At 68.8% G+C, this 20,136-nt stretch carries 21 protein-coding genes; 12 read left to right on the forward strand and 9 right to left on the reverse strand.

Translation table 11 applies throughout. From position 1 onward, the window contains the following. Positions 1-26: 26 nt before the first annotated feature. Both OG329_RS19905 and OG329_RS19910 read right to left on the reverse strand, forming a co-directional pair. Positions 27-245, reverse strand: coding sequence for a hypothetical protein (locus OG329_RS19905; protein WP_405796891.1), 219 nt, complete (start codon positions 243-245; stop codon positions 27-29). 35 nt (positions 246-280) lie between these two features. Then, positions 281-481: a hypothetical protein gene (locus OG329_RS19910; RefSeq protein ID WP_405796893.1), complete on the reverse strand. Its 201-nt coding sequence runs from the start codon at positions 479-481 to the stop codon at positions 281-283. 122 nt (positions 482-603) lie between these two features. On the opposite strand from OG329_RS19910, the gene OG329_RS19915 reads away from it, so the two are divergent. The 5 genes from OG329_RS19915 (at position 604) to OG329_RS19935 (ending at position 2,898) form a co-directional block, all read left to right on the forward strand. Next, positions 604-1,449, forward strand: a complete 846-nt coding sequence (locus OG329_RS19915) for a helix-turn-helix domain-containing protein (protein WP_405796895.1) — start codon at positions 604-606, stop codon at positions 1,447-1,449. Then, a complete protein-coding gene (locus OG329_RS19920; RefSeq protein ID WP_405796896.1) occupies positions 1,428-1,631 on the forward strand; it encodes a DUF397 domain-containing protein in 204 nt (67 codons plus the stop codon). Before OG329_RS19915 ends, OG329_RS19920 begins: the two co-directional genes overlap by 22 nt. Beyond that, complete coding sequence (locus tag OG329_RS19925) at positions 1,628-2,095, forward strand: NUDIX hydrolase (RefSeq protein WP_405796898.1); 468 nt, start codon at positions 1,628-1,630, stop codon at positions 2,093-2,095. Before OG329_RS19920 ends, OG329_RS19925 begins: the two co-directional genes overlap by 4 nt. 114 nt (positions 2,096-2,209) lie before the next feature. Beyond that, the gene (locus OG329_RS19930; protein ID WP_405796899.1) at positions 2,210-2,410 is read left to right on the forward strand and encodes a hypothetical protein; all 201 of its coding nucleotides are present in this window, start codon (positions 2,210-2,212) and stop codon (positions 2,408-2,410) included. A gap of 11 nt (positions 2,411-2,421) precedes the next feature. Beyond that, positions 2,422-2,898 carry an HIT family protein gene (locus OG329_RS19935; protein ID WP_405796900.1) on the forward strand — a complete coding sequence of 159 codons (477 nt, stop codon included), beginning with the start codon at positions 2,422-2,424 and terminating at the stop codon, positions 2,896-2,898. Between the two features lie 244 nt (positions 2,899-3,142). On the opposite strand, the gene OG329_RS19940 is transcribed toward OG329_RS19935, so the two are convergent. Then, complete coding sequence (locus OG329_RS19940; protein WP_405796902.1) at positions 3,143-3,643, reverse strand: hypothetical protein; 501 nt, start codon at positions 3,641-3,643, stop codon at positions 3,143-3,145. A 243-nt stretch (positions 3,644-3,886) separates the two neighbouring features. Here OG329_RS19940 and OG329_RS19945 point away from each other — a divergent pair, with 243 nt between their 5' ends. The 3 genes from OG329_RS19945 (at position 3,887) to OG329_RS19955 (ending at position 6,752) form a co-directional block, all read left to right on the forward strand. Beyond that, the gene (locus OG329_RS19945; protein WP_405796903.1) at positions 3,887-4,336 is read left to right on the forward strand and encodes a hypothetical protein; all 450 of its coding nucleotides are present in this window, start codon (positions 3,887-3,889) and stop codon (positions 4,334-4,336) included. Between the two features lie 9 nt (positions 4,337-4,345). After that, positions 4,346-6,154, forward strand: a complete 1,809-nt coding sequence (locus OG329_RS19950) for an alpha/beta hydrolase (protein WP_405796904.1) — start codon at positions 4,346-4,348, stop codon at positions 6,152-6,154. Positions 6,155-6,251: 97 nt separating this feature from the next. Further along, on the forward strand, positions 6,252-6,752 hold the full coding sequence (locus OG329_RS19955; RefSeq protein WP_405796906.1) for a hypothetical protein: 501 nt from the start codon (positions 6,252-6,254) through the stop codon (positions 6,750-6,752). On the opposite strand, the gene OG329_RS19960 is transcribed toward OG329_RS19955, so the two are convergent. Together OG329_RS19960 and OG329_RS19965 are read right to left on the reverse strand one after the other, a co-directional pair. Beyond that, on the reverse strand, positions 6,740-7,873 hold the full coding sequence (locus tag OG329_RS19960) for a sensor histidine kinase (RefSeq protein ID WP_405796907.1): 1,134 nt from the start codon (positions 7,871-7,873) through the stop codon (positions 6,740-6,742). The two genes, OG329_RS19955 and OG329_RS19960, sit on opposite strands and share 13 nt — an antisense overlap. After that, positions 7,870-8,529 (reverse strand): response regulator transcription factor, encoded by a 660-nt coding sequence (locus OG329_RS19965; RefSeq protein ID WP_405796909.1) that lies wholly within the window; start codon positions 8,527-8,529, stop codon positions 7,870-7,872. The genes OG329_RS19960 and OG329_RS19965 overlap by 4 nt, the downstream gene beginning before the upstream one ends. A gap of 256 nt (positions 8,530-8,785) precedes the next feature. On the opposite strand from OG329_RS19965, the gene metG reads away from it, so the two are divergent. Beyond that, positions 8,786-10,399, forward strand: coding sequence for a methionine--tRNA ligase (metG, locus tag OG329_RS19970; RefSeq protein WP_405796911.1), 1,614 nt, complete (start codon positions 8,786-8,788; stop codon positions 10,397-10,399). Positions 10,400-10,533: 134 nt separating this feature from the next. On the opposite strand, the gene aspS is transcribed toward metG, so the two are convergent. After that, the gene (gene aspS, locus OG329_RS19975; protein WP_405796913.1) at positions 10,534-12,297 is read right to left on the reverse strand and encodes an aspartate--tRNA ligase; all 1,764 of its coding nucleotides are present in this window, start codon (positions 12,295-12,297) and stop codon (positions 10,534-10,536) included. 229 nt (positions 12,298-12,526) lie between these two features. On the opposite strand from aspS, the gene OG329_RS19980 reads away from it, so the two are divergent. After that, positions 12,527-14,731, forward strand: coding sequence for a SpoIIE family protein phosphatase (locus tag OG329_RS19980; RefSeq protein ID WP_405796914.1), 2,205 nt, complete (start codon positions 12,527-12,529; stop codon positions 14,729-14,731). Between the two features lie 419 nt (positions 14,732-15,150). Here the strand turns inward: OG329_RS19980 and OG329_RS19985 are convergent, their stop codons facing one another. From OG329_RS19985 to OG329_RS19995, 3 genes are all read right to left on the reverse strand, one after another. Next, the gene (locus tag OG329_RS19985; RefSeq protein ID WP_405796915.1) at positions 15,151-16,284 is read right to left on the reverse strand and encodes an AI-2E family transporter; all 1,134 of its coding nucleotides are present in this window, start codon (positions 16,282-16,284) and stop codon (positions 15,151-15,153) included. Between the two features lie 92 nt (positions 16,285-16,376). Further along, a complete protein-coding gene (locus OG329_RS19990; protein ID WP_405796917.1) occupies positions 16,377-17,330 on the reverse strand; it encodes a pirin family protein in 954 nt (317 codons plus the stop codon). 148 nt (positions 17,331-17,478) lie between these two features. Further along, positions 17,479-17,943, reverse strand: coding sequence for an SseB family protein (locus OG329_RS19995; protein WP_242575068.1), 465 nt, complete (start codon positions 17,941-17,943; stop codon positions 17,479-17,481). A gap of 20 nt (positions 17,944-17,963) precedes the next feature. On the opposite strand from OG329_RS19995, the gene OG329_RS20000 reads away from it, so the two are divergent. Next, positions 17,964-18,119 carry a hypothetical protein gene (locus OG329_RS20000; protein ID WP_405796918.1) on the forward strand — a complete coding sequence of 52 codons (156 nt, stop codon included), beginning with the start codon at positions 17,964-17,966 and terminating at the stop codon, positions 18,117-18,119. 65 nt (positions 18,120-18,184) lie between these two features. Beyond that, the gene (locus OG329_RS20005) at positions 18,185-20,011 is read left to right on the forward strand and encodes an acyl-CoA dehydrogenase (protein ID WP_405796920.1); all 1,827 of its coding nucleotides are present in this window, start codon (positions 18,185-18,187) and stop codon (positions 20,009-20,011) included. Positions 20,012-20,136 lie beyond the last annotated feature (125 nt).

Genomic DNA, 20,136 nt, shown 5'->3' on the forward strand with positions numbered 1-20,136 from the left:
CACCGGTGCGACTGGGCCCAGCGCCCTTACAACCGCCCCCGCCGACTGTGCTGATTGCGCTCCGCCAGACGCGCGCTCAGCTCCGTCGAAATGGTCGTGGGCGCCACATAGTCCGGGCACTTCGGGCTCCCGCACTCGCACTTGGGCCACGCGAGCGCGGCCCCCGGTCCCAGAAGCTGTCCCGTGTCGTCGTCGCCGTCCAGTTTCCGCACCACCAGCACCCCATCCGTACCGTACGTACTCATCAACCGGGCCAGAACCCGTCGCGCCTCGCTGCGACTCACTCCGCGACCCGCTTCAGTCCTTGTTCAACGCGCCGAAGCAGCTCAGGTGTCACGGATGCGTACACACGGGGGACGACGTGGGGCACCAGCCGCCAGAAGCCGCCGCCGTGCACGACGGCATCCAACTCGGCCACGTCGTCGGCGACGCGGGACGCTGTCCGAGCGCCCGGTTCGATCGATTCAACTGATTCGAACATGAGTGGGACGCACCTTTCCGTCATTGCGCAATTACGTTCCGTACATCAAGAATCGGCACGTGAGGCCGTGACCAAAAGGGCTCGGCCATAGCCCGGTTGCCGTTGGACACAGGGGAGTTGTCATGGGCGCACGGAACCCGAACGCGGGCCAGAGGCCGTCGGCCCGGCAGATGCTGGCGAAGGAACTGGCACGGCTACGGGAGGAGTCGGGCAAGTCCCTGGCCACGCTGGGCGAGGAGACGACGTACGACCGCGCGTATCTGCACAAGCTGGAGACGGGTGCGCGGGTGGGGTCCCCGGAGGTGATCGCGGCGCTGAGCGCGGTGTACGGGGTGGGGGATCACCTGATGATGCTGTGGCAGTTGGCACAGGAGGACGCGTTCCCCGACAAGTACAAGCGGTTCATGAAGCTGGAGGCGAAAGCGACGGTTCGATACGAGTACGCGGCCGGCACCATTCCGGGTCTGCTCCAGACCGAGGGATACGCGCGCGAGGTACTTCAGGCGGCCCGCCCGCGCGACGACGAAGACCTGGCCGAACAGGTAGCGGCGCGGCTGGGACGACAAAAGCTGCTACAGGGTGACCACCCGCCGTACTACCGGGCCATGCTCGATGAATCGGTGCTGCGACGAGGAGGACATGACCCCAAGGAGTGGCAAGCCCAGCTCGAGCATCTCGTGACGGTCAGCCAACTGCCGAACGTCACGATCCAGGTGTTGCCTTTCGCTGCGGGGCTACACGCCCTCATGGGCACATCGCTCACGATTCTGTGGCTCCCGGACGGCAAGGCCGTCGCCTACACCGAGGACCAGCACTCCGGCCAACTGCTTGAGTCCGCCAAAGACGTTGAAGACTTGCGGTTGTCCTACGATCTCCTGCGAGACTTGGCACTCTCGCCCCGGAAGTCCGTGGCGTTCATCAAGCAACTGCTGGAGGACGGCACATCATGCGCCCCCGACCCGACCTGAGCACCGCACAGTGGCGTAAGTCCAGCTACAGCAACTCGGACGGCGGTAACTGCGTCGAGTTCGCGGACGCCCACCCCTCCCTCGTACTCGTCCGCGACAGCAAGACCCCCACCGGCCCGGTCCTGCTTCTCACCCCCACCGCCTGGGGCGACTTCGTCGCCTACGCCGGCACCCAAGGATGAGCTTCCGGCTCGCGGCGTACGCCGTGGCCATCGTGGACGGGCGCGTGCTGCTCGCCCGTCATGTACTGCCGACGGGCGAGAGCAACTGGACCCTGCCGGGCGGCGGGGTCGAGCACGGGGAGGATCCGTTCGACGCGGTGATCCGGGAGGTTGGCGAGGAGACCGGCTGCGACGCGGTGGTCGAACGCCTGCTGGGCGTGGACTCGAGGGTGATCTCCGCGTCGACCGCGCGTGCGGGAGTCGAGCATCAGAATGTCGGCGTCTTCTACCGGGTCCGTATCACCGGCGGTGAACTGCGACCTGAGCCGAGCGGCGAGATCGCCGAGTCCGTCTGGACCGCGATCCCCGATGTCCCTCGTCTGCACCGCTCATCGCTGGTCGACGTCGGCCTTGAGCTGGCACGGACAGCACCGGCGACCGGCCATGTCGCTTCGGTCGCGGTCGGCGGCCTGATCCAGCACTGAGCATCGCCGATTTCGTGGAGCGGACGGAAGGTGTGAACGCGCATGGAACTACACGAGATGCAGGCTCGGGCGTTGCGGCGCACCCGCGGCCGGGTGTGGACCCGCTAGGACTTCATGCTCGGCTTCGTCGGGGACGTGGGTGATCTCGCGAAACTCGTCATGGCCGAGGACGGCGCCCGACCGGGCGGTGGGCGGGAGGCGCTGGAGCATGAGTTGGCCGACTGCCTGTGGTCGGTCCTGATCCTCGACCACGCCTTCCGGCGGACGATGGACGAACTCGACAGCTCGATCAGCGCCCAACTCCCTCCGAAGTAGGGTCACGGCGCATGGACATGAATCTCGCCGCGTACGAAGAACGCGCCCGCAATGGTCCCTGCTTCGTCTGCGCGTTCCTGCGCGGGGATCCCGACTACCGCCATGAGACGGTCTACGAGGACGACGCCCACATCGCGTTCCTGGACCGCTGGCCCACGCTCCCCGGCCGGGTGCTCGTGGCACCCAAGGCCCATGTGGAGCACGTCGTACGGGAGTTGGACGAGGCGGCGTACACCCGGCTGATGCTCGTTGTACGGCGGGTCGCGCTCGCCGTGGAGAGCGCGCTGCTCCCGGAACGTACGTACCTGCTCTCACTCGGCAGCCAGCAGGCCAACGCCCACCTCCACTGGCACATCGCCGCCCTGCCGCCGGGCGTGCCGCTGGAACGGCAGCAATTTCACGCCCTGATGGCCGAGAACGGGGTCCTCGCGCCGACCCCCGAGGAGACGGCGACCCTGACGACTCGCCTGCGCGCGGCCCTCGGCTGAGACGGGCCCGCTCCGGCCGGGCGCCGCGAGTGCGAGGAGGGGTCCGTGCCCGAAGATCAACGTTCCAGGCTCCCGCAGGCGGTGCGTGGGGCCCCGCGCGTGCGGGGAGCAGGCTCTCGCGAGCAGTTTCGCCGAATCGGCCAAATGTGCCCATAACCGTCAATTGGTAATCCCGCAAGATGAGTTGGGCCAGCCAGTGCGTTCCGTCGCCCCGCCCCGCCCCGCCCCGCCCCGCCCCGAACGCCTACACCTCCGCCAAGTCGCCGTTGCTCCACGCGTAGACCTCGCCGTCCTGCACCGTCACCCGGTACTGGTACTGCTCCGAGCAGTCCGTCCGCGCCCCGGACGAATCCTTCGCGTTGTCCGCGAACCAGGTCGCCGCCAGCTTCGGGCCGTCCGTGAACGCACCCTCCGTGCACGCCTTCTCGTCGCCCAGCTTCAGCGGGGTGTCACCGAGGGTGAAGCGGAGAAGCTTCGCGTTGCCGGTGGTCTCTATCTTGACCCGCACGTCCTTGGCGTCCTCCGGGACCCAGCCGGGAAGCACGAACTGGCCCTCGCCGTCGCCCGATTCCGGCGCGTCCGCCACCGTCGGGAACGTCTTCACGCGCTCGCCGAGGACCACGTCGTTGAACACGTCCGGGAAGTGCTCGTCGTTCTTCTTCAGCACCGGCTTCAGCAGCGAGCCGACAGCCCACAGGACGACGCACGCGCCGGCGACGATGATCAGGACCTTCTTGCTCTTCATAACCCCTCATTGTCCAGTACAGGTCAGACCGTCTCACGAGCCCGTCAACCCCTGCCTCAGCACCCTCCCCACACCAAGACGGTCACCCCGCCCTTCCCGTTCCACCGCCTCACGCCGACCCCCCGCTATCACGCGAATCACCTACAGTCACCGATTGATCTCGCCCTCGGAGGCGGACAGTATGGGGCCTCGGCCCGGGGTCGCCCGGGAACGGCGAAGCGGGACAACGGGGAGGGCACGCCCATGGCGTGGGAGGAGTGGCAGGGGCTCAAGGCCGACGCGGAGGCCCGCGGCTCCACACAGACGCAGCTCGACCAGACCCCGTCCGATCCAGGGAGCGGGCCCTCGGAGAGCCTGAAGTCGGAGAAGAAGGCATGGGTGACGGCCGGCGAGGGCGTCACCGGACTCAAGGGCGACATCGGCAAGGCGTTGGCCAAGTTGGATGACGGGCAGGCCGGGCTCGGGGACACCGCCGGATGTCAGAGTGCCGCCGCGCAGAAGGAGTTGTACGACTCCTGGAAGAAGTACATCGCCGATGTCAGCAGCCGCTGCGGCGCACTCGGCGGGCTGTTGGAGAAGGCCGGTCACGACCTGTCGAAGACCGACCAGGCCGTCATGACGGAGCTGGACCAGCTCAAGATGGAGTACGCGGACACCGAGGCGGTCGGCGGCCAGGCCCCGAAGGAGAAGTGATCCGTCGTCATGGACCTCGCGACGCTGAGAGCCTTCAAACCGTCGGAGTACGAAGAGGCCGCCGACGGCTATCGGAGCACCGGTGACATGGCCAGTACGGCCAAGGACACGATCAACAACCGAATCACCGCAGGAATGACCAGCAAGCTGAAAGGCAAGGCCGCGACCGCCGCTCTGCGGGAACTCCGGAGCTTGTCGAAGAACTTCCATTACGCCCAGACCGAGTGCGGTCTGGTGAGCACCGCCCTCACCGGCTTCGCCTTCGACATGGCCGCCGCCAAGCGCAAACTGGACGCGGCCGTCGAGGACGCCCGTGCCGACAACTGCACGGTCCAGCAGGACGGTTCGGTCAGCTACCCCGCTGGCAGGAAGCCCGGCGAGGAGAAGAACGAGCCGGGCGGCACGGTGAGCGGCAGCGCCGGGGGCAACCCGACGTCCGACGCCATGGAACGGCAGGCGGCGGGCATCCACCCGAACCCGTACTACGGCAGGGCGATGACGTACGCGAACCGGATCGCCGACGCCCTGAAGGAAGCCACCGACGCCGACGCGAAGTGGGCGCCGAAGCTGCGCGCGCTGAAGGCCGACGACGACCTGACCGTCTCCAAGCAGGACTGGGCCGACGCGCAGTCGGACATGGGCGGGGTCCGCGATGCGGGGAAGACCTACCTCGACTCGCTGCCCCAGGTCCCGAAGGACGGCACCCCCGCGCAGAACGCGCAGTGGTGGAAGAAGCTCAGCCCGGAGGAACAAGCGGCATGGCTCGCGCTTCGGCCGGACACGGTGGGGGCGCTCGACGGGCTGCCCGCCACGGTCCTTGACGAGGCGAATCGCGTGGTCCTGGAGGAGAAGCGGGGCGAACTCCAGATGGAACTGGACTCCATCCCGAAGCCGCCTGTCAACGAGTGGGCGTGGACCCGGGGTCCGTACCCGTCCAAGGTGCACACCGACGAGTGGATGGAGTGGCACAACAAGTACGGGGACCGGTACGAACAGCTCAACAAGTCCCTCAAGGGCATGGGCAGCATCCAGGACCGTTTCGACAGAACCGGTGAGCGCGGTCTGCCGGAGGCGTACCTTCTCGGCTTCAGCCCCGAGGGAAACGGCCGCGCGATCGTGGCCAACGGCAACCCGGACACGGCCGACCACCAGGCGGTCTATGTGCCGGGTACGACATCGAACCTGGGCGGTATCGGGGGTGACATCGGCCGGATGGTGAACGTGTGGCGTTCGGCCACCGAGTCCGCCGACGGCGGCTCGGTCTCCACGATCACCTGGCTCGGCTACGACGCCCCGCAGAACATCGTCAAGGACTCACCGTTCAGCCACTACGCGGATGACGGCGCCCCGGCCTACAACCGCTTCCTCGACGGCCTCGACGCATCGCGTACGGCCGATTCGGACCCGCACCGCACGGCGATCGGCCACTCGTACGGCACGACACTCATCGGCTCCGCGGCTCGGCAGGGTGATCTGAACGTGGACGACGTGATCCTCGCGGGCAGCCCCGGGGTGCAGGTGAGCGACGCCGAGCAGATGGATGTCCCGAAGGGGCATGTCTGGAACCAGGAGGCGGAGGGGGATCTTGTCCCGGACATCGGGCGCTGGGGGCACGGCGGCTTCGACTGGGAAGGAGCCTTCACGATTCCGAGTGACGAGCGCTTCGGCGCCAACCAGTTGCAGACGGACACCGAAGGCCACAGCGACTACTGGAAAGAGGGCACCCAGAGCCTCTACAACCAGGGCCAGGTCGTCGCGGGCAACGGTGCCGACGCGGACCTGAAGACCCTGAAGACACCGACACCGACCGATCCCTGAAATGCCCCACCGACAGAGGCTCGTCAACGTGAAGATCAAGCCGGGCGCGTCCGCGCTCCTCCTGTCCCTCGCCCTCACAACCCTCACTGGATGCGGCATGACTGACAGCAAAGGCTCCGGCGGTTCTGGGGGCTCCGAAAGCCCCGACACTTCCGACGGCACCCCGAGCGCGGGCACCAGCAACACGGAGGACGCCGCCGACAAGGCGGAGCAGGTCTCCAGCGAGCTGTACGACCTGATCGGCATCAAGGGCAAGGCGTCCGAGACCGGACCGGGCGTCTCCGAGTGCGGCGACAAGGATCCGGAGAAGTACTTCACGATCTTTCACCCGTGGAGCTTCACTCCGGCATCGGCCGACCAACTCGACGGTGTGATGGAACGGCTCAGGACGGAACTGCCCAAGCATGGCTGGGAGGTTGTCGACTTCGGGCCGGACACGAGCCAGAACAAGAACCTCAACCTCACGGCCGACAACGACGAGAAGAAGTACAGCGTCAAGATCGTCCAGATGACGAAGCGTGACCCGCCGAAGCTCAGCCTGACGGTCGTCTCCGGCTGCTACCAAGTCCCCGACGGCGAGAAGGTCTACCGCTTCTGAAGCCCGCCCGGCGACACCGGCAGCTCCACCCGTACCGCCAACCCCCCGCCCGCACCGCCCGGCTCCGCCGTCACCGTGCCGCCGTGGGCCGTCACGATCGAGCGGACGATCGACAGGCCCAGACCCGCGCCCGGACCCATCCGGTCGCGGCCCTCGCCGCGCCGGAAGGGCTCGAAGAAGGCCGGGATCTCCTCCGGGGCGATGTGCGGGCCGTTGTTCCGTACGGTCAGGGCCGTGCCCCGCACCGAGACGGTCACCTCGCCCTTCCCGTACGCCTGTGCGTTGGCCAGCAAGTTGCCGACCAGCCGGTCCAGCAGCGCCCGGTTGCCCCGTACGCCGCCCGGCTCCGCCACCGTCGCCGTCAGACCGTGCCGCGCCGCCTCCTCCGTCACCAGCTCGCCCCAGCGGATCTCCTCCTGGTCCTCGACCTCGCGCTCGCTGCGTGCCAGCACCAGCAGCCCCTCGATGAGCTGTTCGCTGCGCCGGTTGTTGTCGAGCAGCATCTGCTTCGTACGGGCGAGCTCCTGCGGCGAGTCGGTGCTCGCGAGGCCCACCTGGATCGCCGTGCGCTGCGTGGCCAGCGGCGTACGCAGCTCGTGCGAGGCGTTCGCGATGAAGCGGCGCTGGCTGTCGAAGGCCGTCTGGAGCCGGCCCAGCAGCTCGTCCAGGGTGTCGCCGAGCGCCTTCAGCTCGTCGTCGGGGCCCGTGGACCCGATCCGCTCGTGGAGGTTGTGCTCCGACAGCATCCGCGCCTTCGCCGTCATCGCGTGGACGGGCCGCAGCACCCGCCCCGCCGTCCACCAGCCGACGCCGACCGCGCACAGCGCCATCACCACCAGCGCGCCCACCGACCAGAACATCAGCTCGTCGGAGGCGGCGTCGCTGACGTTGTCGGTGAGCTGGTAGACCGTGACGGGCGCGAGGTCGCCCTTCTCGGTGAGGAAGTAGCCGTTGCCCGACGACGGCGGGTACGCCGGTACGACGCGGGCCGCGATCTCGGCGGCCTCCGTCTGCGTACCGGCACTGGACAGCAGGTTGACGACGGCGAGCAGACAGCCGCCGAGGACCAGGAAGACCGCGCCGTAGACGAGGGCTATTCGCTTTCTGATCGCGCCCGTCACAGCACGTAACCCCCTCCGTCCGCGTCCACCGTCCTGATCAGCGCCGGATCACCGAGCTTCTCGCCCAGCTTGCCCACACAGAGCCCCACGACACCGGAGAACGGGTCGGTCTGCGCGTCCCACGCGCGCTCGAGCAACTGCTGCGCCGTCACCGCCTTGCCGTCCGCCTCCAGCAGGATCTGGAGGACAGTCAGCTCCTTGACGGAGAGGTCCAGGGCGAGTCCGTCGCGGGCCGCCGTACGGTCCACGGTGTCCAGCCGTACGCCGCGCCGCTCGAGCGTCGGCCGTAACGCGCGGGAGCTGCGCCGGCGCAACGCCCGGACCCGCGAGACCAGTTCGGGGAACTCGAAGGGCTTGCCGAGGTAGTCGTCCGCGCCCAGGTCGAGTCCTTTGACGCGTTCTTCCATGGAGGTGGACGCCGTGAGCATCAGGATCCGGGTGCGGGACTCGGCCGCGACGAGCCCGCGCGCGACGTCGTCTCCGTGGACGCGGGGGAGGTCGCGGTCCAGGACGACGACGTCGTAGTCGTGCAGCCCGAGATAGGCGAGCGCGGCGTCGCCGCTGTAGACGGTGTCGACGGCGAATCCGGCACGCCGCAGCCCCGTGGCGATCAGCTCGGCCAGGATTTCCTCGTCCTCGGCGACCAGCACCCGCATGATGAACCCCTCCGCCCTTCCCGCCCCGGCCTGCGTACGTCAGACGTACGTCCGACCTACCCGGCCCACCCGGCCCACCCGGCCCCGGCACCCGGCCCGCCCGATCCGTTCTCCTGCTCTCCTTCTAAAGATGCGTTTGCCGGGGGCATAGGTTGTGCCGAATCCACACTCTTTAAGCACAGTCTCAGGTTTAGAAGCACACTCTCAGGTTTAACCGAGGTGAGCGGACCCGCGCCGGGCCGTTAGGATTTCGACCATGGCCGCCACTGGATCCGAAGAGCAGGGTGGGCGGGCGTACTACGTCACCACCCCCATTTACTACGTCAACGACGCTCCTCACCTGGGCCACGCCTACACGACCGTCGCAGGCGACGTCCTCACCCGCTGGCACCGCCAGCGGGGCGAGAAGGTGTGGTACCTCACCGGCACGGACGAGCACGGTCAGAAGATCATGCGCACGGCCGAGGCGAACGGTGTCACCCCCCAGGAGTGGGCGGACAAGCTCGTCGACGAGGCGTGGCGGCCTCTGTGGGAACACCTCGACATCCGAAACGACGATTTCATCCGTACGACGGAGAAGCGGCACACCGACCGCGTCCAGGAGTTCGTGCAGGACCTGTTCGACAAGGACGAGATCTACAAGGGCGGTTACGAGGGCCCGTACTGCGTGGGCTGCGAGGAGTACAAACTCCCGGGTGAACTGCTCGACGGCGAAGGTGAGTTCGCGGGTCAGAAGATCTGCGCGATCCACAAGAAGCCGGTGGAGATCCTCAAGGAGGAGAACTACTTCTTCAAGCTGAGCGAGTACGGTCCCAAGCTCCTCGCGCACTACGAGGCCAACCCCGGCTTCATCCAGCCGGAGTCCGCGCGCAACGAGGTCGTGAACTTCGTCAGGCAGGGCCTTCAGGACCTGTCCATCTCCCGGTCGACGTTCGACTGGGGGGTGCCGGTGCCGTGGGACGAGAAGCATGTGATCTACGTGTGGATCGACGCGCTCCTGAACTACGCGACGGCCGTGGGCTACAACGAGAACCCGGCGAAGTTCGAGGAGACCTTCCCCGCCGACGTACACCTCGTCGGCAAGGACATCCTGCGCTTCCACGCGATCATCTGGCCCGCGATGCTGCTCGCGCAGGGCCTGCCGCTGCCCGGGAAGATCGCCGCGAACGGCTGGCTGATGGTCGGCGGCGAGAAGATGTCCAAGTCGAACCTGACCGGCATCAAGCCGCAGGACCTCACCTCGCACTTCGGCGTGGACGCGTACCGCTGGTACTTCCTGCGGGCCATCGCCTTCGGCCAGGACGGCTCGTTCTCCTGGGAGGACTTCGCCGCCCGGTACACCTCCGAGCTGGCCAACGACTACGGCAACCTCGCCTCGCGCGTCGCGGCCATGGTCGGCAAGTACTACGGCGGCACGCTGCCGGAGGCGACGGACGGCGGGGCCGCCGAGCAGGCCGTACGCGACGGGCTGGCGAAGGCGGTCAGCGAGGCCGACCGGAAGATCGGCGAGGAGCTGGACTTCCAGGGCGGCATCCTGGCGATCTTCGACTTCGTGAAGCAGGTCAACGGCTACATCACGGAGCAGGAGCCCTGGAAGGTCGCGAAGGACACGTCCCCGGCCGGCCAGGCCGCGCTGGCGACGATCCTGTACACGGCGGCGGAGGCGCTGCGCGGGGTCGCGGTGCTGCTGAACCCGGTGATGCCGGACACGTCACAGAAGCTGTGGGACTCGCTGGGCGCGGACGCCGCGCTGGGCGCGCTGGCGGACCAGCGGGTGCAGGACGCGGGCACATGGGGCCGGCTCCCGGCGGGCACGACGGTGACGAAGGGCGCGGTGCTGTTCCCGCGGCTGGAGGACAAGCCGGCGTAGCGACCAGCCGGCGTAGCGACCAGCCGGCGTAGCGGGGGGCTGCGGCTGCGGCTGTGGCTGTACGTTCTGTGCTCAACAGGTGGAGGGGGTCGCGTGTGCGGCCCCCTCCAATCTGTTGAAGACCGATCCCGCTACTACTTCGCCACCGGCTTGCGCAGTTGGATGTTCAGCTCCCGCAGCCGCGTCTCGTCCAGCTCCGTCGGCGCGCCCATCATCAGGTCCTGCGCGTTGCCGTTGAGCGGGAACGCGATCGTCTCGCGGATGTTGGGCTCGTCCGCCAGCAGCATCACGATGCGGTCGATGCCCGGCGCGATGCCGCCGTGCGGCGGGGCGCCGAGGCGGAACGCGCGCAGCATGCCCGCGAACTCGGCCTCGACGGTCTCGGGGTCGTACCCCGCGATCTCGAACGCCTTGAGCATCACCTCGGGGCGGTGGTTCCTGATCGCGCCCGACGACAGCTCGATGCCGTTGCAGACGATGTCGTACTGCCACGCCAGGATGTCCAGCGGGTCCTTCGTCTCCAAGTCCTCAAGTCCGCCCTGCGGCATGGAGAACGGGTTGTGCGAGAAGTCGATCTTGCCGGTCTCCTCGTCCTTCTCGTACATCGGGAAGTCCACGACCCAGCAGAAGCGGAACACGCCCTCCTCGAAGTGGCCGGCCCGCCTGGCCGCCTCCACGCGGACCACGCTCATGATCTTCGAGACCTCGTCGAACTCGCCCGCGCCGAAGAAGATCGCGTGGCCGGGCACGAGCGACAGGCGCTCGGTGAGGACCTTGACGTTGTCCTCGGTGAGGAACTTGGCGATCGGGCCCGCCAGCGTGCCGTCCTCGCCGACCCGCACCCAGGCCAGGCCCTTGGCGCCGTGCTCGACCGCGTAGTCACCGAGACCGTCGAAGAACTTCCGCGACTGCCCGGCCGTGTCCGGCACCGGCAGCGCGCGCACGTGCTTGCCCGCGAACGCCTTGAACTCCGAGCCCTCGAAGACGTCCGAGATGTCGACCAGTTCCAGCTTGGCCCGCAGGTCCGGTTTGTCGTTGCCGTACTTGAGCATCGACTCGCGGAACGGGATGCGCGGGAAGGGGGACGTGACCTCGCGCCCGCCGCCGAACTCGGTGAACAGCTCCGTCATCAGCCTCTCGATCGGCTGGAAGACGTCCTCCTGCTCGACGAAGGACATCTCCACGTCGAGCTGGTAGAACTCGCCGGGCGAGCGGTCGGCGCGGGCGTCCTCGTCGCGGAAGCAGGGCGCGATCTGGAAGTAGCGGTCGAAGCCCGAGATCATCAGGAGCTGCTTGAACTGCTGCGGGGCCTGCGGCAGCGCGTAGAACTTGCCGGGGTTCAGCCGGGAGGGGACCACGAAGTCGCGGGCGCCCTCGGGGGAGGTCGCGGTGAGGATCGGGGTCGCCATCTCGTTGAAGCCCAGGGCGGTCATCTTGTGCCGGATGGCGGAGATCACGGCCGTACGCAGCAGGATGTTGCGGTGCATGCGCTCGCGGCGCAGGTCGAGGAAGCGGTACTCGAGCCGCCGCTCCTCGTTGACGCCGTCCTCGGCGTTGATCGTGAACGGCAGCGGTCCGGCGGCGCCCAGGATCTCGACGTCGGTGACCTCGATCTCGATCTCGCCGGTAGGCAGCTCCGGGTTCACGTTGTCCGCGCCACGGGCGGAGACCTGGCCGTCGATACGGACGACGGTCTCCTTGGTGAGCTTCGACAGCTCCTCGTTGGCGGCGGTGCCGGGGCGGGCGACGAGCTGGACGAGACCGTAGTGGTCGCGGAGATCGATGAAGAGGATGCCGCCCAGGTCTCGACGATTGTGCAGCCAGCCGCTCAGCCGGACGTCGGTGGAGACGTCAGAGGCGCGGAGCTCGCCGCAGGTGTGGGACCTGTACCGATGCATCGTCGTTCATCCAGTCTTAGCTTTTGGCGGGTGGGCGTTGCCGTACTCGGCTGTACTCGGCCGTACTCGGCCGTACGTGGCCCGCACCAGGTTACCGGCAGGGCCGGTGCCGCCTCCCCCGCATTTACGGCGTCACTTACGGCGTCCGCGATTACCCACCCGGGCACCCGGCCACCCGCACGCCTGCTTGACACCGCACTCACTACCCTTACCGGTCTAAAGTGGTGCAATGCGCACCGAGGACGTACTGGCCGCGATCGCGACCGGTCTGTGGCGCTGGGACAACGCGACCGGGCTCGTCACCCTCGACGCGGAGGCGGCGCGGCTGTTCGGGCTGCCCGCCGAGCCCACGGTCCTCAGCGAGGCGGCCATGCGCGCCCGCCTGCACCCGATCGACTGGAACGAGACCTACAACATCGTGCGCCTCGCCGTCGCCGAGAACACCCTCGCCGAGGCGCATGTACGGGTCGTGGACGGGGACGGGCGGGTGATCCGTACCATCAGATCCCGCTCGAAACCGCTGGCCACGGACCAGGAGTACGGCGAGGACTACGAGCTGATCGGCACCATCCAGGAGATCGCCGAACCGCAGGCGGGCGCGCTGACCGGCCAGAGCCCCGTCGCCGGCGACTGGCGGCGCTCCCGCGAGGCGTTCCTGCTCGACGCGGGGCGGGCGCTCGCCGAGGCGCGCTCCACCGCCGAGGTGCTGCGGGTCGCGGCGTCGCTGTCGATGCCGGGCTTCTCCCCCGACGGGCTCGCCGTCTTCGGTGTCGAGGGGGATCATCTGACGGTCATCGGGCACCACGGGCACGACGCGGGCGCGGAGGGTCCCTTCACCGACATGTCCGTGAATACGGACTATCCGGCGGCCGAGGTCGTACGGACCGGCCGCGCCATCTATCTGCCGACGCCCCGGGCCTACCACGACCGCTACCCCGCCACCTGGCCGCTCGTACAGGGCTTCGGCCGTCAGTCCTGGGCCTTCGTGCCGCTGATCGTCGCCGGGCGCACGATGGGCGCCTGGATGGCCGGCTTCAAGCACCGGGTCACGTTCACGCCCGACGAGCGGTCCGTGCTGACGACGGTCGCCCGGATGCTCGCGCAGGCGCTGGCGCGCGCCGAGGTCGCCGAGAGCGAGCGCGAGCTGTCGCTGGGGCTCCAGCGCTCGATGATGCCGACGCTGGGGCCGGACATCCCCGGCATGAGCGTCGCCGCTCGCTATGTGCCGACCGGCGGCGGGCTCCAGGTGGGCGGCGACTGGTACGACATCATCCCGCTGCCCGGCGGCACCAAGGTGGCGCTGGTCATCGGGGACGTCCAGGGGCACGACGTGCGGGCGGCGGGCCTGATGGGGCAGTTGCGGATCGCCCTGCGCGCGTACGCGGCCGAGGGGCACCGGCCCGACGCCGTCCTGTCGCGTGCCTCGCGCTTCCTGCACGGCATGTACGAGTTCTCGACCGCCCAGGGCCCCGCGCACCCCGACCAGAGCGACGCGGGGCGGGCCCTCGACGACAACGACTACACCGTGCCGCGCTTCGCGACCTGTCTGTACATGGAGGTCGACCCGGACACCGGCACGCTCGACATCGCACGGGCCGGACACCCGGACCCGGTGATCCGCTCGGCGGACGGCAACGCCCTCATCCGGCAGACGGCGGGCGGGCTGCCCCTGGGCATCGAGGCGGACTCGGACTACCCGACGACCCGCGTGGTCCTGGAGCCCGGCGACACCCTGATGCTGTGCACCGACGGGCTGATCGAGACCGGCGGGCACGACATGCTGAGCGGCTGGACGCGGCTGCGGCCGGTGCTGGAGAAGACCACGGACGCGTCGCTGGAAAAGCTCGCGGACGCGCTGATCGAGGCCGTCCACGGCCCCCGCTCGCACTACACGACGGGCCCGCTCGCCGACCGCCGCGAGGACGACATCGCGCTGCTGCTGCTCTCCCGCCACAGCACACCGGCACGCCGGCCCCCGCGCCGTACGGTGCTGACCATCGCCCAGGCCGAACCCGAGCATGTCGGGGGCGCGCGGCAGCAGTTGCGGGCGCTGCTGCACGACTGGGCGGACGACGAGCAGGTCGACTCGGCGGTGCTGATGGTCTCGGAGATGGCCACGAACGTCCTGGTCCACACGGACGGCGACGCGGTGCTGATCGCGGAGGCGACGGGGGAGCCGGGCAAGCGCCGCCTGCGGGTGGAGGTCGCGGACGCGAGCGACGAACTGCCCCACAAGCGCCGCCCGGGAGAACTGGCGTCGAGCGGGCGCGGGCTGATGCTGATGGAGATGCTGGCGGACGCGTGGGGGGTGGACCCGAGGGGCGAGGGCAAATCGATCTGGTTCGAGATCTACGAGTCGGACGACGACAACTCACCCCCCTCCGAAGCCGATCCGGCCCCGACGGACACCGTTTCGGCCCCGCCCGGCGACTGAGCACGCCCAGTCGCAGCGGCCAATTCAACTCCGCGCAGCGGCCAGTTCAAGCCCGCCCCGCGGCCAAATCAACTCCGCCCGACGGCCAACTCAAGCCCGCCCGGCGGGCAACTCAAGCCCGCCCGACGGCCAACTCAAGCCCGCCCGGCGGGCAAACCAAGCCCGTCCGGCGATTGAGGACACCACCCACCGACCGCACGACACCACCCCACCCGGCGGCCAAACCAAGCCCGTCCGGCGATTGAGGACACCACCCACCGACCGCACGACACCACCCCACCCGGCGGCCAAACCAAGCCCGTCCGGCGATTGAGGACACCACCCACCGACCGGACCCATCCCAGCCCGTCCGGCGATTGAGGACGAACCGCCCCACCGGGCGGCGGCGGCCCCGGTCACCCACCCGGTCACCACCCCGGTCACGACACCCCCACCCCGCCACCCCCCTCGTACCGCTCCCGGATCTCCGCCACCACCCCGAACGCCGCCGCCGTCAGCGGCACCGCCAGCAGCATCCCCAGGATCCCCGCCACACTCGCCCCCGCCGTGATCGCCAGCATCACCACCGCCGGATGCATCTGCACCGTACGGCTCTGGATCATCGGCTGAAGCACATGACCCTCCAGCACCTGCACGGCCAGTACGACCCCCAGCGCCCACAGCGCGATCACCACCCCCCGGTCGGCGAGCGCCACGAGCACCGCGACCGCGCCCGACAGGAACGCCCCGAGGTACGGGATGTACGCCGCCACGAACACCAGCGCCCCGAGCCCGATCGCGCCCGGCACGCGCAGAATCAGCAGCCCGACGGTGATGCAGATCGCGTCGATGAGCGCGATGACGGTCGTTCCGCGCATGAAGCCCTCGACCGCCCGGTACGCGCGCCGCGCCATCGCCTCGACGATGTCGCCGGTACGGGGCGGGGTGACGGAGCGCAGCGCGCCGGCGACCCGGTCGGAGTCCTTGAGGAAGAAGAAGATCAGCAGCAGCGCCAGGACAGCGGTGGCGATCAGCTCGCCGACGACGCTGAGCCCCGTGATCACCCCGGACGCCGCCGTACCGCCGAACTTGTCGAGCAGACTTTTCGCGTTCGTCGCGAGATCGTCCAGGGACGTCCCCGCCGCCCCGAGGTGCTTGCTGAGATCCTGCCCGGCCTGCTTGAGCGAGGAGACGATCTGGTCGCCGGTCTCGATGAGCGCGGCGACGACGATGTACATGGCGCCGCCGACCACCGCGACCACGGCCAGGCAGGTCAGCCCGGCGGCCAGGGACTTCGGCACCTTCATGGCGACGAGTCGCTGATGGAGCGGTCCGAGCAGCGCGGTGCCGAGGACGGCGAGAAGGACAGGGGTGACGGCGGTCTTGAAGGTGATGACGATCCAGATCCCGACGCCGACGACCCCGGCGACGAGCAGCAGGACGGCACACCAGGCGGCGACCCGCCGGACGGCGGGCGGCAGCGACCCGGGCGTGCTCGGGGGCGTACTCGCGGGTGTGCTCCCGGGCGTACCCCCCGGCGTACCCCCCGGCGTGCCTCCGCGCGAGTTCTCCATCCGCCCACCCGACCACGGCGCTCGCGCCGCTGTCCCTACGAGGGGGCCGGGTGGGTGACGGAGTGTCACTCACAGGTGGCGGTGGGCCGGGCTTAGACGGCGTCCGCCGGCACCGTTCCCAGCCGGCCGGACTGGAAGTCCTCGAAGGCCTGCTTCAGCTCGGCGTGGCTGTTCATCACGAACGGCCCGTAGTGCGCCATCGGTTCGCGGATCGGACGGCCGCCCAGCAGGACGACCTCCAGCTCCGGCGTGTTCGAGTCCTGGGACTCGTCCGCGCGGACCGTCAGCGACGACCCCGCGCCGAAGACCGCCGTCTGGCCGGTGTGGACCGGCCGCCGGTCGGTGCCGACCGTGCCGCGTCCCGCCAGGACGTACGCGAGACCGTTGAAGTCCTCGCGCCACGGCAGCGTGACCTCGGCACCCGGCCGCAGCGTCGCGTGGATCATCGTGATCGGCGTGTGCGTGATGCCGGGGCCCTCGTGCCCGTCCAGCGAGCCCGCGATCACCCGCAGCAGCGCGCCTCCGTCGTGCGACGTCAGGAGCTGCACCTGGCCGCCGCGGATGTCCTGGTAGCGCGGGTCCATCATCTTGTCGGCCGCGGGCAGGTTCACCCAGAGCTGGAGGCCGTGGAAGAGACCGCCGGACGTGACGAGAGACTCCGGCGGTGCCTCGATGTGCAGCAGGCCGGAGCCCGCCGTCATCCACTGCGTGTCGCCGTTACGGATCGTGCCGCCGCCACCGTTGCTGTCCTGGTGGATGAAGGTGCCGTCGATCAGGTACGTCACGGTCTCGAAGCCGCGGTGCGGGTGCCAGGGGGTGCCCTTCGGCTCTCCCGGCGCGTACTCCACCTCGCCCATCTGGTCCATCATGATGAACGGGTCGAGGTGCTGGTAGTTGATCCCCGCGAACGCCCGGCGCACCGGGAATCCCTCGCCCTCGAACCCACCGGGGGCGGTGGACACGGCGAGCACGGGACGGGCGACGGCGTCGGCAGCCGCCGTGACACGGGGAAGGGTCAGCGGGTTTTCGACGGTCACAGCGGGCATCGGGGGCCTCCTTGGCTTTGGCTCCAATTTAGTTGAATGGTGAACATCTGGCAAGCGGCCGGATATTCCACACACGCCGGGCCTCATAAGAAGAGCGCCGGCCGGGCATCAGCCCGGCCGGCGCTCCACGTACGTACGAAGGTCAGGTTCAGCCGTACATCCGGCGCATCGCGAAGTCCACCATCTGCTCCACGGCCTTCGCGTCGAAGACCATCCGGTGGTCGCCCTCCATGTCGATCACGAAGCCGTACCCCGTCGGCAGCAGATCGATCACCTCCGCGCCCGTGATCACGAAGTACTTCGACTCCTTGCCCGCGTACCGCCGCAGCTCCTTGAGCGTGCTGAACATCGGGATGACCGGCTGCTGGGTGTTGTGCAGGGCCAGGAACCCGGGATTGTCACCGCGCGGACAGTAGACCTTCGACGTCGCGAAGATCTGCTGGAAGTCCTCGGCGGAGAGCGACCCGGTCGTGAACGCCCGCACCGCGTCCGCCAGCGACGGCGGGGACGGCTCGGGGTACAGCGGCTGCTCCCCGTATCCGCCGCCGCCCATCGGCTGCTGCGGGGGTGCGTACTGCTGCTGGGCGCCAGCGTTCTGGTCGTAGCCGTACATGGCGCCAAGAGTACTGAGGAATGGCCCGCCCATGGGCCGCATGCGCGGCCCGCCTCGCCCCCGTCGCCCGCGCCGTCGCCCGCGCCGTCATCCGCGCCGTCATCCGCGCCGTCATCCGCGCCGTCGTCCTCGTCACAGATGTCCGGGAGGGGTTGCATCTTATTACCGGCGGGTAGCATCATCGGTGCCAGTACTACGCGTACGAGGAATTCGCCTCTCAACCGCTTACGGAGCCGTCGCCATGGGGCACTACAAGTCGAATCTCCGCGACATCGAGTTCAACCTCTTCGAGGTCCTCGGGCGCGACAAGCTGTACGGCACGGGCCCGTTCGCGGAGATGGACGTCGAGACCGCCAGGACCATCCTTTCCGAGGTCACCAAGCTCGCCGAGTCCGAGCTGGCCGCCTCCTACGCGGACGCGGACCGCAATCCGCCCGTCTTCGACCCGGAGACCAACACCGCGCCCGTGCCCGCCTCCTTCAAGAAGAGCTATCAGGCGTTCATGGACTCGGAGTACTGGCGCCTGGGCCTCCCCGAGGAGATCGGCGGCACCACCTCCCCCCGCTCCCTGATCTGGGCCTACGCGGAGCTGCTGCTCGGCGCCAACCCGGCGATCTGGATGTACACCTCGGGGCCGGCCTTCGCCGGCATCCTCTTCGAGGAGGGCAACGAGGCGCAGAAGAAGATCGCCGAGATCGCCGTCGAGAAGCAGTGGGGCTCCACGATGGTGCTCACCGAGCCCGACGCGGGTTCGGACGTGGGCGCGGGCCGGACGAAGGCCGTCCAGCAGGAGGACGGTTCCTGGCACATCGAGGGTGTGAAGCGCTTCATCACCTCCGGCGAGCACGACATGTCGCAGAACATCCTTCACTACGTGCTGGCCCGCCCCGAGGGCGCCGGCCCCGGCACCAAGGGCCTGTCGCTGTTCCTCGTACCGAAGTACGAGTTCGACTGGGAGACCGGCGAGCTGGGCGAGCGCAACGGCGTGTATGCGACGAACGTCGAGCACAAGATGGGCCTCAAGGCGTCCAACACGTGCGAGCTGACCTTCGGCGACCGGCACCCCGCCAAGGGCTGGCTGATCGGTGACAAGCACGAGGGCATCCGCCAGATGTTCATGATCATCGAGTTCGCCCGGATGATGGTCGGCACGAAGGCCATCGCCGCGCTCTCGACGGGCTATCTGAACGCCCTTCAGTACGCGAAGGAGCGCGTCCAGGGCCCGGATCTGTCGCAGTTCATGGACAAGAGCGCGCCCAAGGTCACCATCACCCACCACCCGGACGTACGCCGCTCGCTCATGACGCAGAAGGCGTACGCGGAGGGCATGCGCGCGCTGGTGCTCTACACCGCCTCCCTCCAGGACGAGATCGCCAAGAACGAGGCGGAGGGCGAGGACGTCAAGGCGCAGCACGCGCTGAACGACCTGCTGCTGCCGATCGTGAAGGGCTACGGCTCCGAGAAGTCGTACGAACAGCTCGCCCAGTCGCTCCAGACGCTCGGCGGCTCGGGGTATCTCCAGGAGTACCCGATCGAGCAGTACATCCGGGACGCCAAGATCGACACTCTTTACGAGGGCACCACCGCCATCCAGGGCCAGGACTTCTTCTTCCGGAAGATCGTCCGTGACCAGGGCCAGGCGCTGAACACCCTCTCCGAGGAGATCAAGCGGTTCCTCGCCGTCGGCACCGGCGGCGCCGAGCTGGCCCCGGCCCGCGACGCGCTCGCCAAGGCGGCCGTCGACCTGGAGGCGATCGTCGGGAAGATGCTGACCGACCTCACCGCCACCGCCGAGGACGTGAAGAACATCTACAAGGTGGGTCTCAACACCACGCGCCTGCTGATGGCGTCGGGCGATGTCGTCGTCGGCTATCTGCTGCTGCGCGGCGCGGCGGTGGCCGTGGAGAAGCTGGAGACGGCCTCCGCGAAGGACGTGTCCTTCTACCAAGGCAAGATCGCGGCGGCGAAGTTCTTCGCCGCGAGCGTGCTGCCGGGGGTCTCGGCGGAGCGCGCGGTGGCCGAGTCGGTGGACAACTCCCTGATGGAGCTGGACGAGGCGGCGTTCTGACCCGGTGCCCCGGCGCCCTGGTGAGCGTTCGTCCTTGATCGCCGGAGGAGCCGCGTGTGCGGCCCCGTCCGGCGATCAAGGTCAGTGGCTGTCCGGGGCGCATATGCCAAACCGTTGCTCGTTAT

It is taken from the genome of Streptomyces sp. NBC_01506 (assembly GCF_045040295.1).
GTDB lineage: Bacteria > Actinomycetota > Actinomycetes > Streptomycetales > Streptomycetaceae > Streptomyces.

What these genes read in the sequence shown, in the direction of transcription:
- OG329_RS19905 (WP_405796891.1), bottom strand. Translation starts at nt 245, where the DNA reads ATGAGTACGTACGGTACGGATGGGGTGCTGGTGGTGCGGAAACTGGAC.
- OG329_RS19910 (WP_405796893.1), bottom strand. Translation starts at nt 481, where the DNA reads ATGTTCGAATCAGTTGAATCGATCGAACCGGGCGCTCGGACAGCGTCC.
- OG329_RS19915 (WP_405796895.1), top strand. Translation starts at nt 604, where the DNA reads ATGGGCGCACGGAACCCGAACGCGGGCCAGAGGCCGTCGGCCCGGCAG.
- OG329_RS19920 (WP_405796896.1), top strand. Translation starts at nt 1,428, where the DNA reads ATGCGCCCCCGACCCGACCTGAGCACCGCACAGTGGCGTAAGTCCAGC.
- OG329_RS19925 (WP_405796898.1), top strand. Translation starts at nt 1,628, where the DNA reads ATGAGCTTCCGGCTCGCGGCGTACGCCGTGGCCATCGTGGACGGGCGC.
- OG329_RS19930 (WP_405796899.1), top strand. Translation starts at nt 2,210, where the DNA reads ATGCTCGGCTTCGTCGGGGACGTGGGTGATCTCGCGAAACTCGTCATG.
- OG329_RS19935 (WP_405796900.1), top strand. Translation starts at nt 2,422, where the DNA reads ATGGACATGAATCTCGCCGCGTACGAAGAACGCGCCCGCAATGGTCCC.
- OG329_RS19940 (WP_405796902.1), bottom strand. Translation starts at nt 3,643, where the DNA reads ATGAAGAGCAAGAAGGTCCTGATCATCGTCGCCGGCGCGTGCGTCGTC.
- OG329_RS19945 (WP_405796903.1), top strand. Translation starts at nt 3,887, where the DNA reads ATGGCGTGGGAGGAGTGGCAGGGGCTCAAGGCCGACGCGGAGGCCCGC.
- OG329_RS19950 (WP_405796904.1), top strand. Translation starts at nt 4,346, where the DNA reads ATGGACCTCGCGACGCTGAGAGCCTTCAAACCGTCGGAGTACGAAGAG.
- OG329_RS19955 (WP_405796906.1), top strand. Translation starts at nt 6,252, where the DNA reads ATGACTGACAGCAAAGGCTCCGGCGGTTCTGGGGGCTCCGAAAGCCCC.
- OG329_RS19965 (WP_405796909.1), bottom strand. Translation starts at nt 8,529, where the DNA reads ATGCGGGTGCTGGTCGCCGAGGACGAGGAAATCCTGGCCGAGCTGATC.
- metG (WP_405796911.1), top strand. Translation starts at nt 8,786, where the DNA reads ATGGCCGCCACTGGATCCGAAGAGCAGGGTGGGCGGGCGTACTACGTC.
- aspS (WP_405796913.1), bottom strand. Translation starts at nt 12,297, where the DNA reads ATGCATCGGTACAGGTCCCACACCTGCGGCGAGCTCCGCGCCTCTGAC.
- OG329_RS19980 (WP_405796914.1), top strand. Translation starts at nt 12,527, where the DNA reads ATGCGCACCGAGGACGTACTGGCCGCGATCGCGACCGGTCTGTGGCGC.
- OG329_RS19985 (WP_405796915.1), bottom strand. Translation starts at nt 16,284, where the DNA reads ATGGAGAACTCGCGCGGAGGCACGCCGGGGGGTACGCCGGGGGGTACG.
- OG329_RS19990 (WP_405796917.1), bottom strand. Translation starts at nt 17,330, where the DNA reads ATGCCCGCTGTGACCGTCGAAAACCCGCTGACCCTTCCCCGTGTCACG.
- OG329_RS19995 (WP_242575068.1), bottom strand. Translation starts at nt 17,943, where the DNA reads ATGTACGGCTACGACCAGAACGCTGGCGCCCAGCAGCAGTACGCACCC.
- OG329_RS20000 (WP_405796918.1), top strand. Translation starts at nt 17,964, where the DNA reads ATGGCCCGCCCATGGGCCGCATGCGCGGCCCGCCTCGCCCCCGTCGCC.
- OG329_RS20005 (WP_405796920.1), top strand. Translation starts at nt 18,185, where the DNA reads ATGGGGCACTACAAGTCGAATCTCCGCGACATCGAGTTCAACCTCTTC.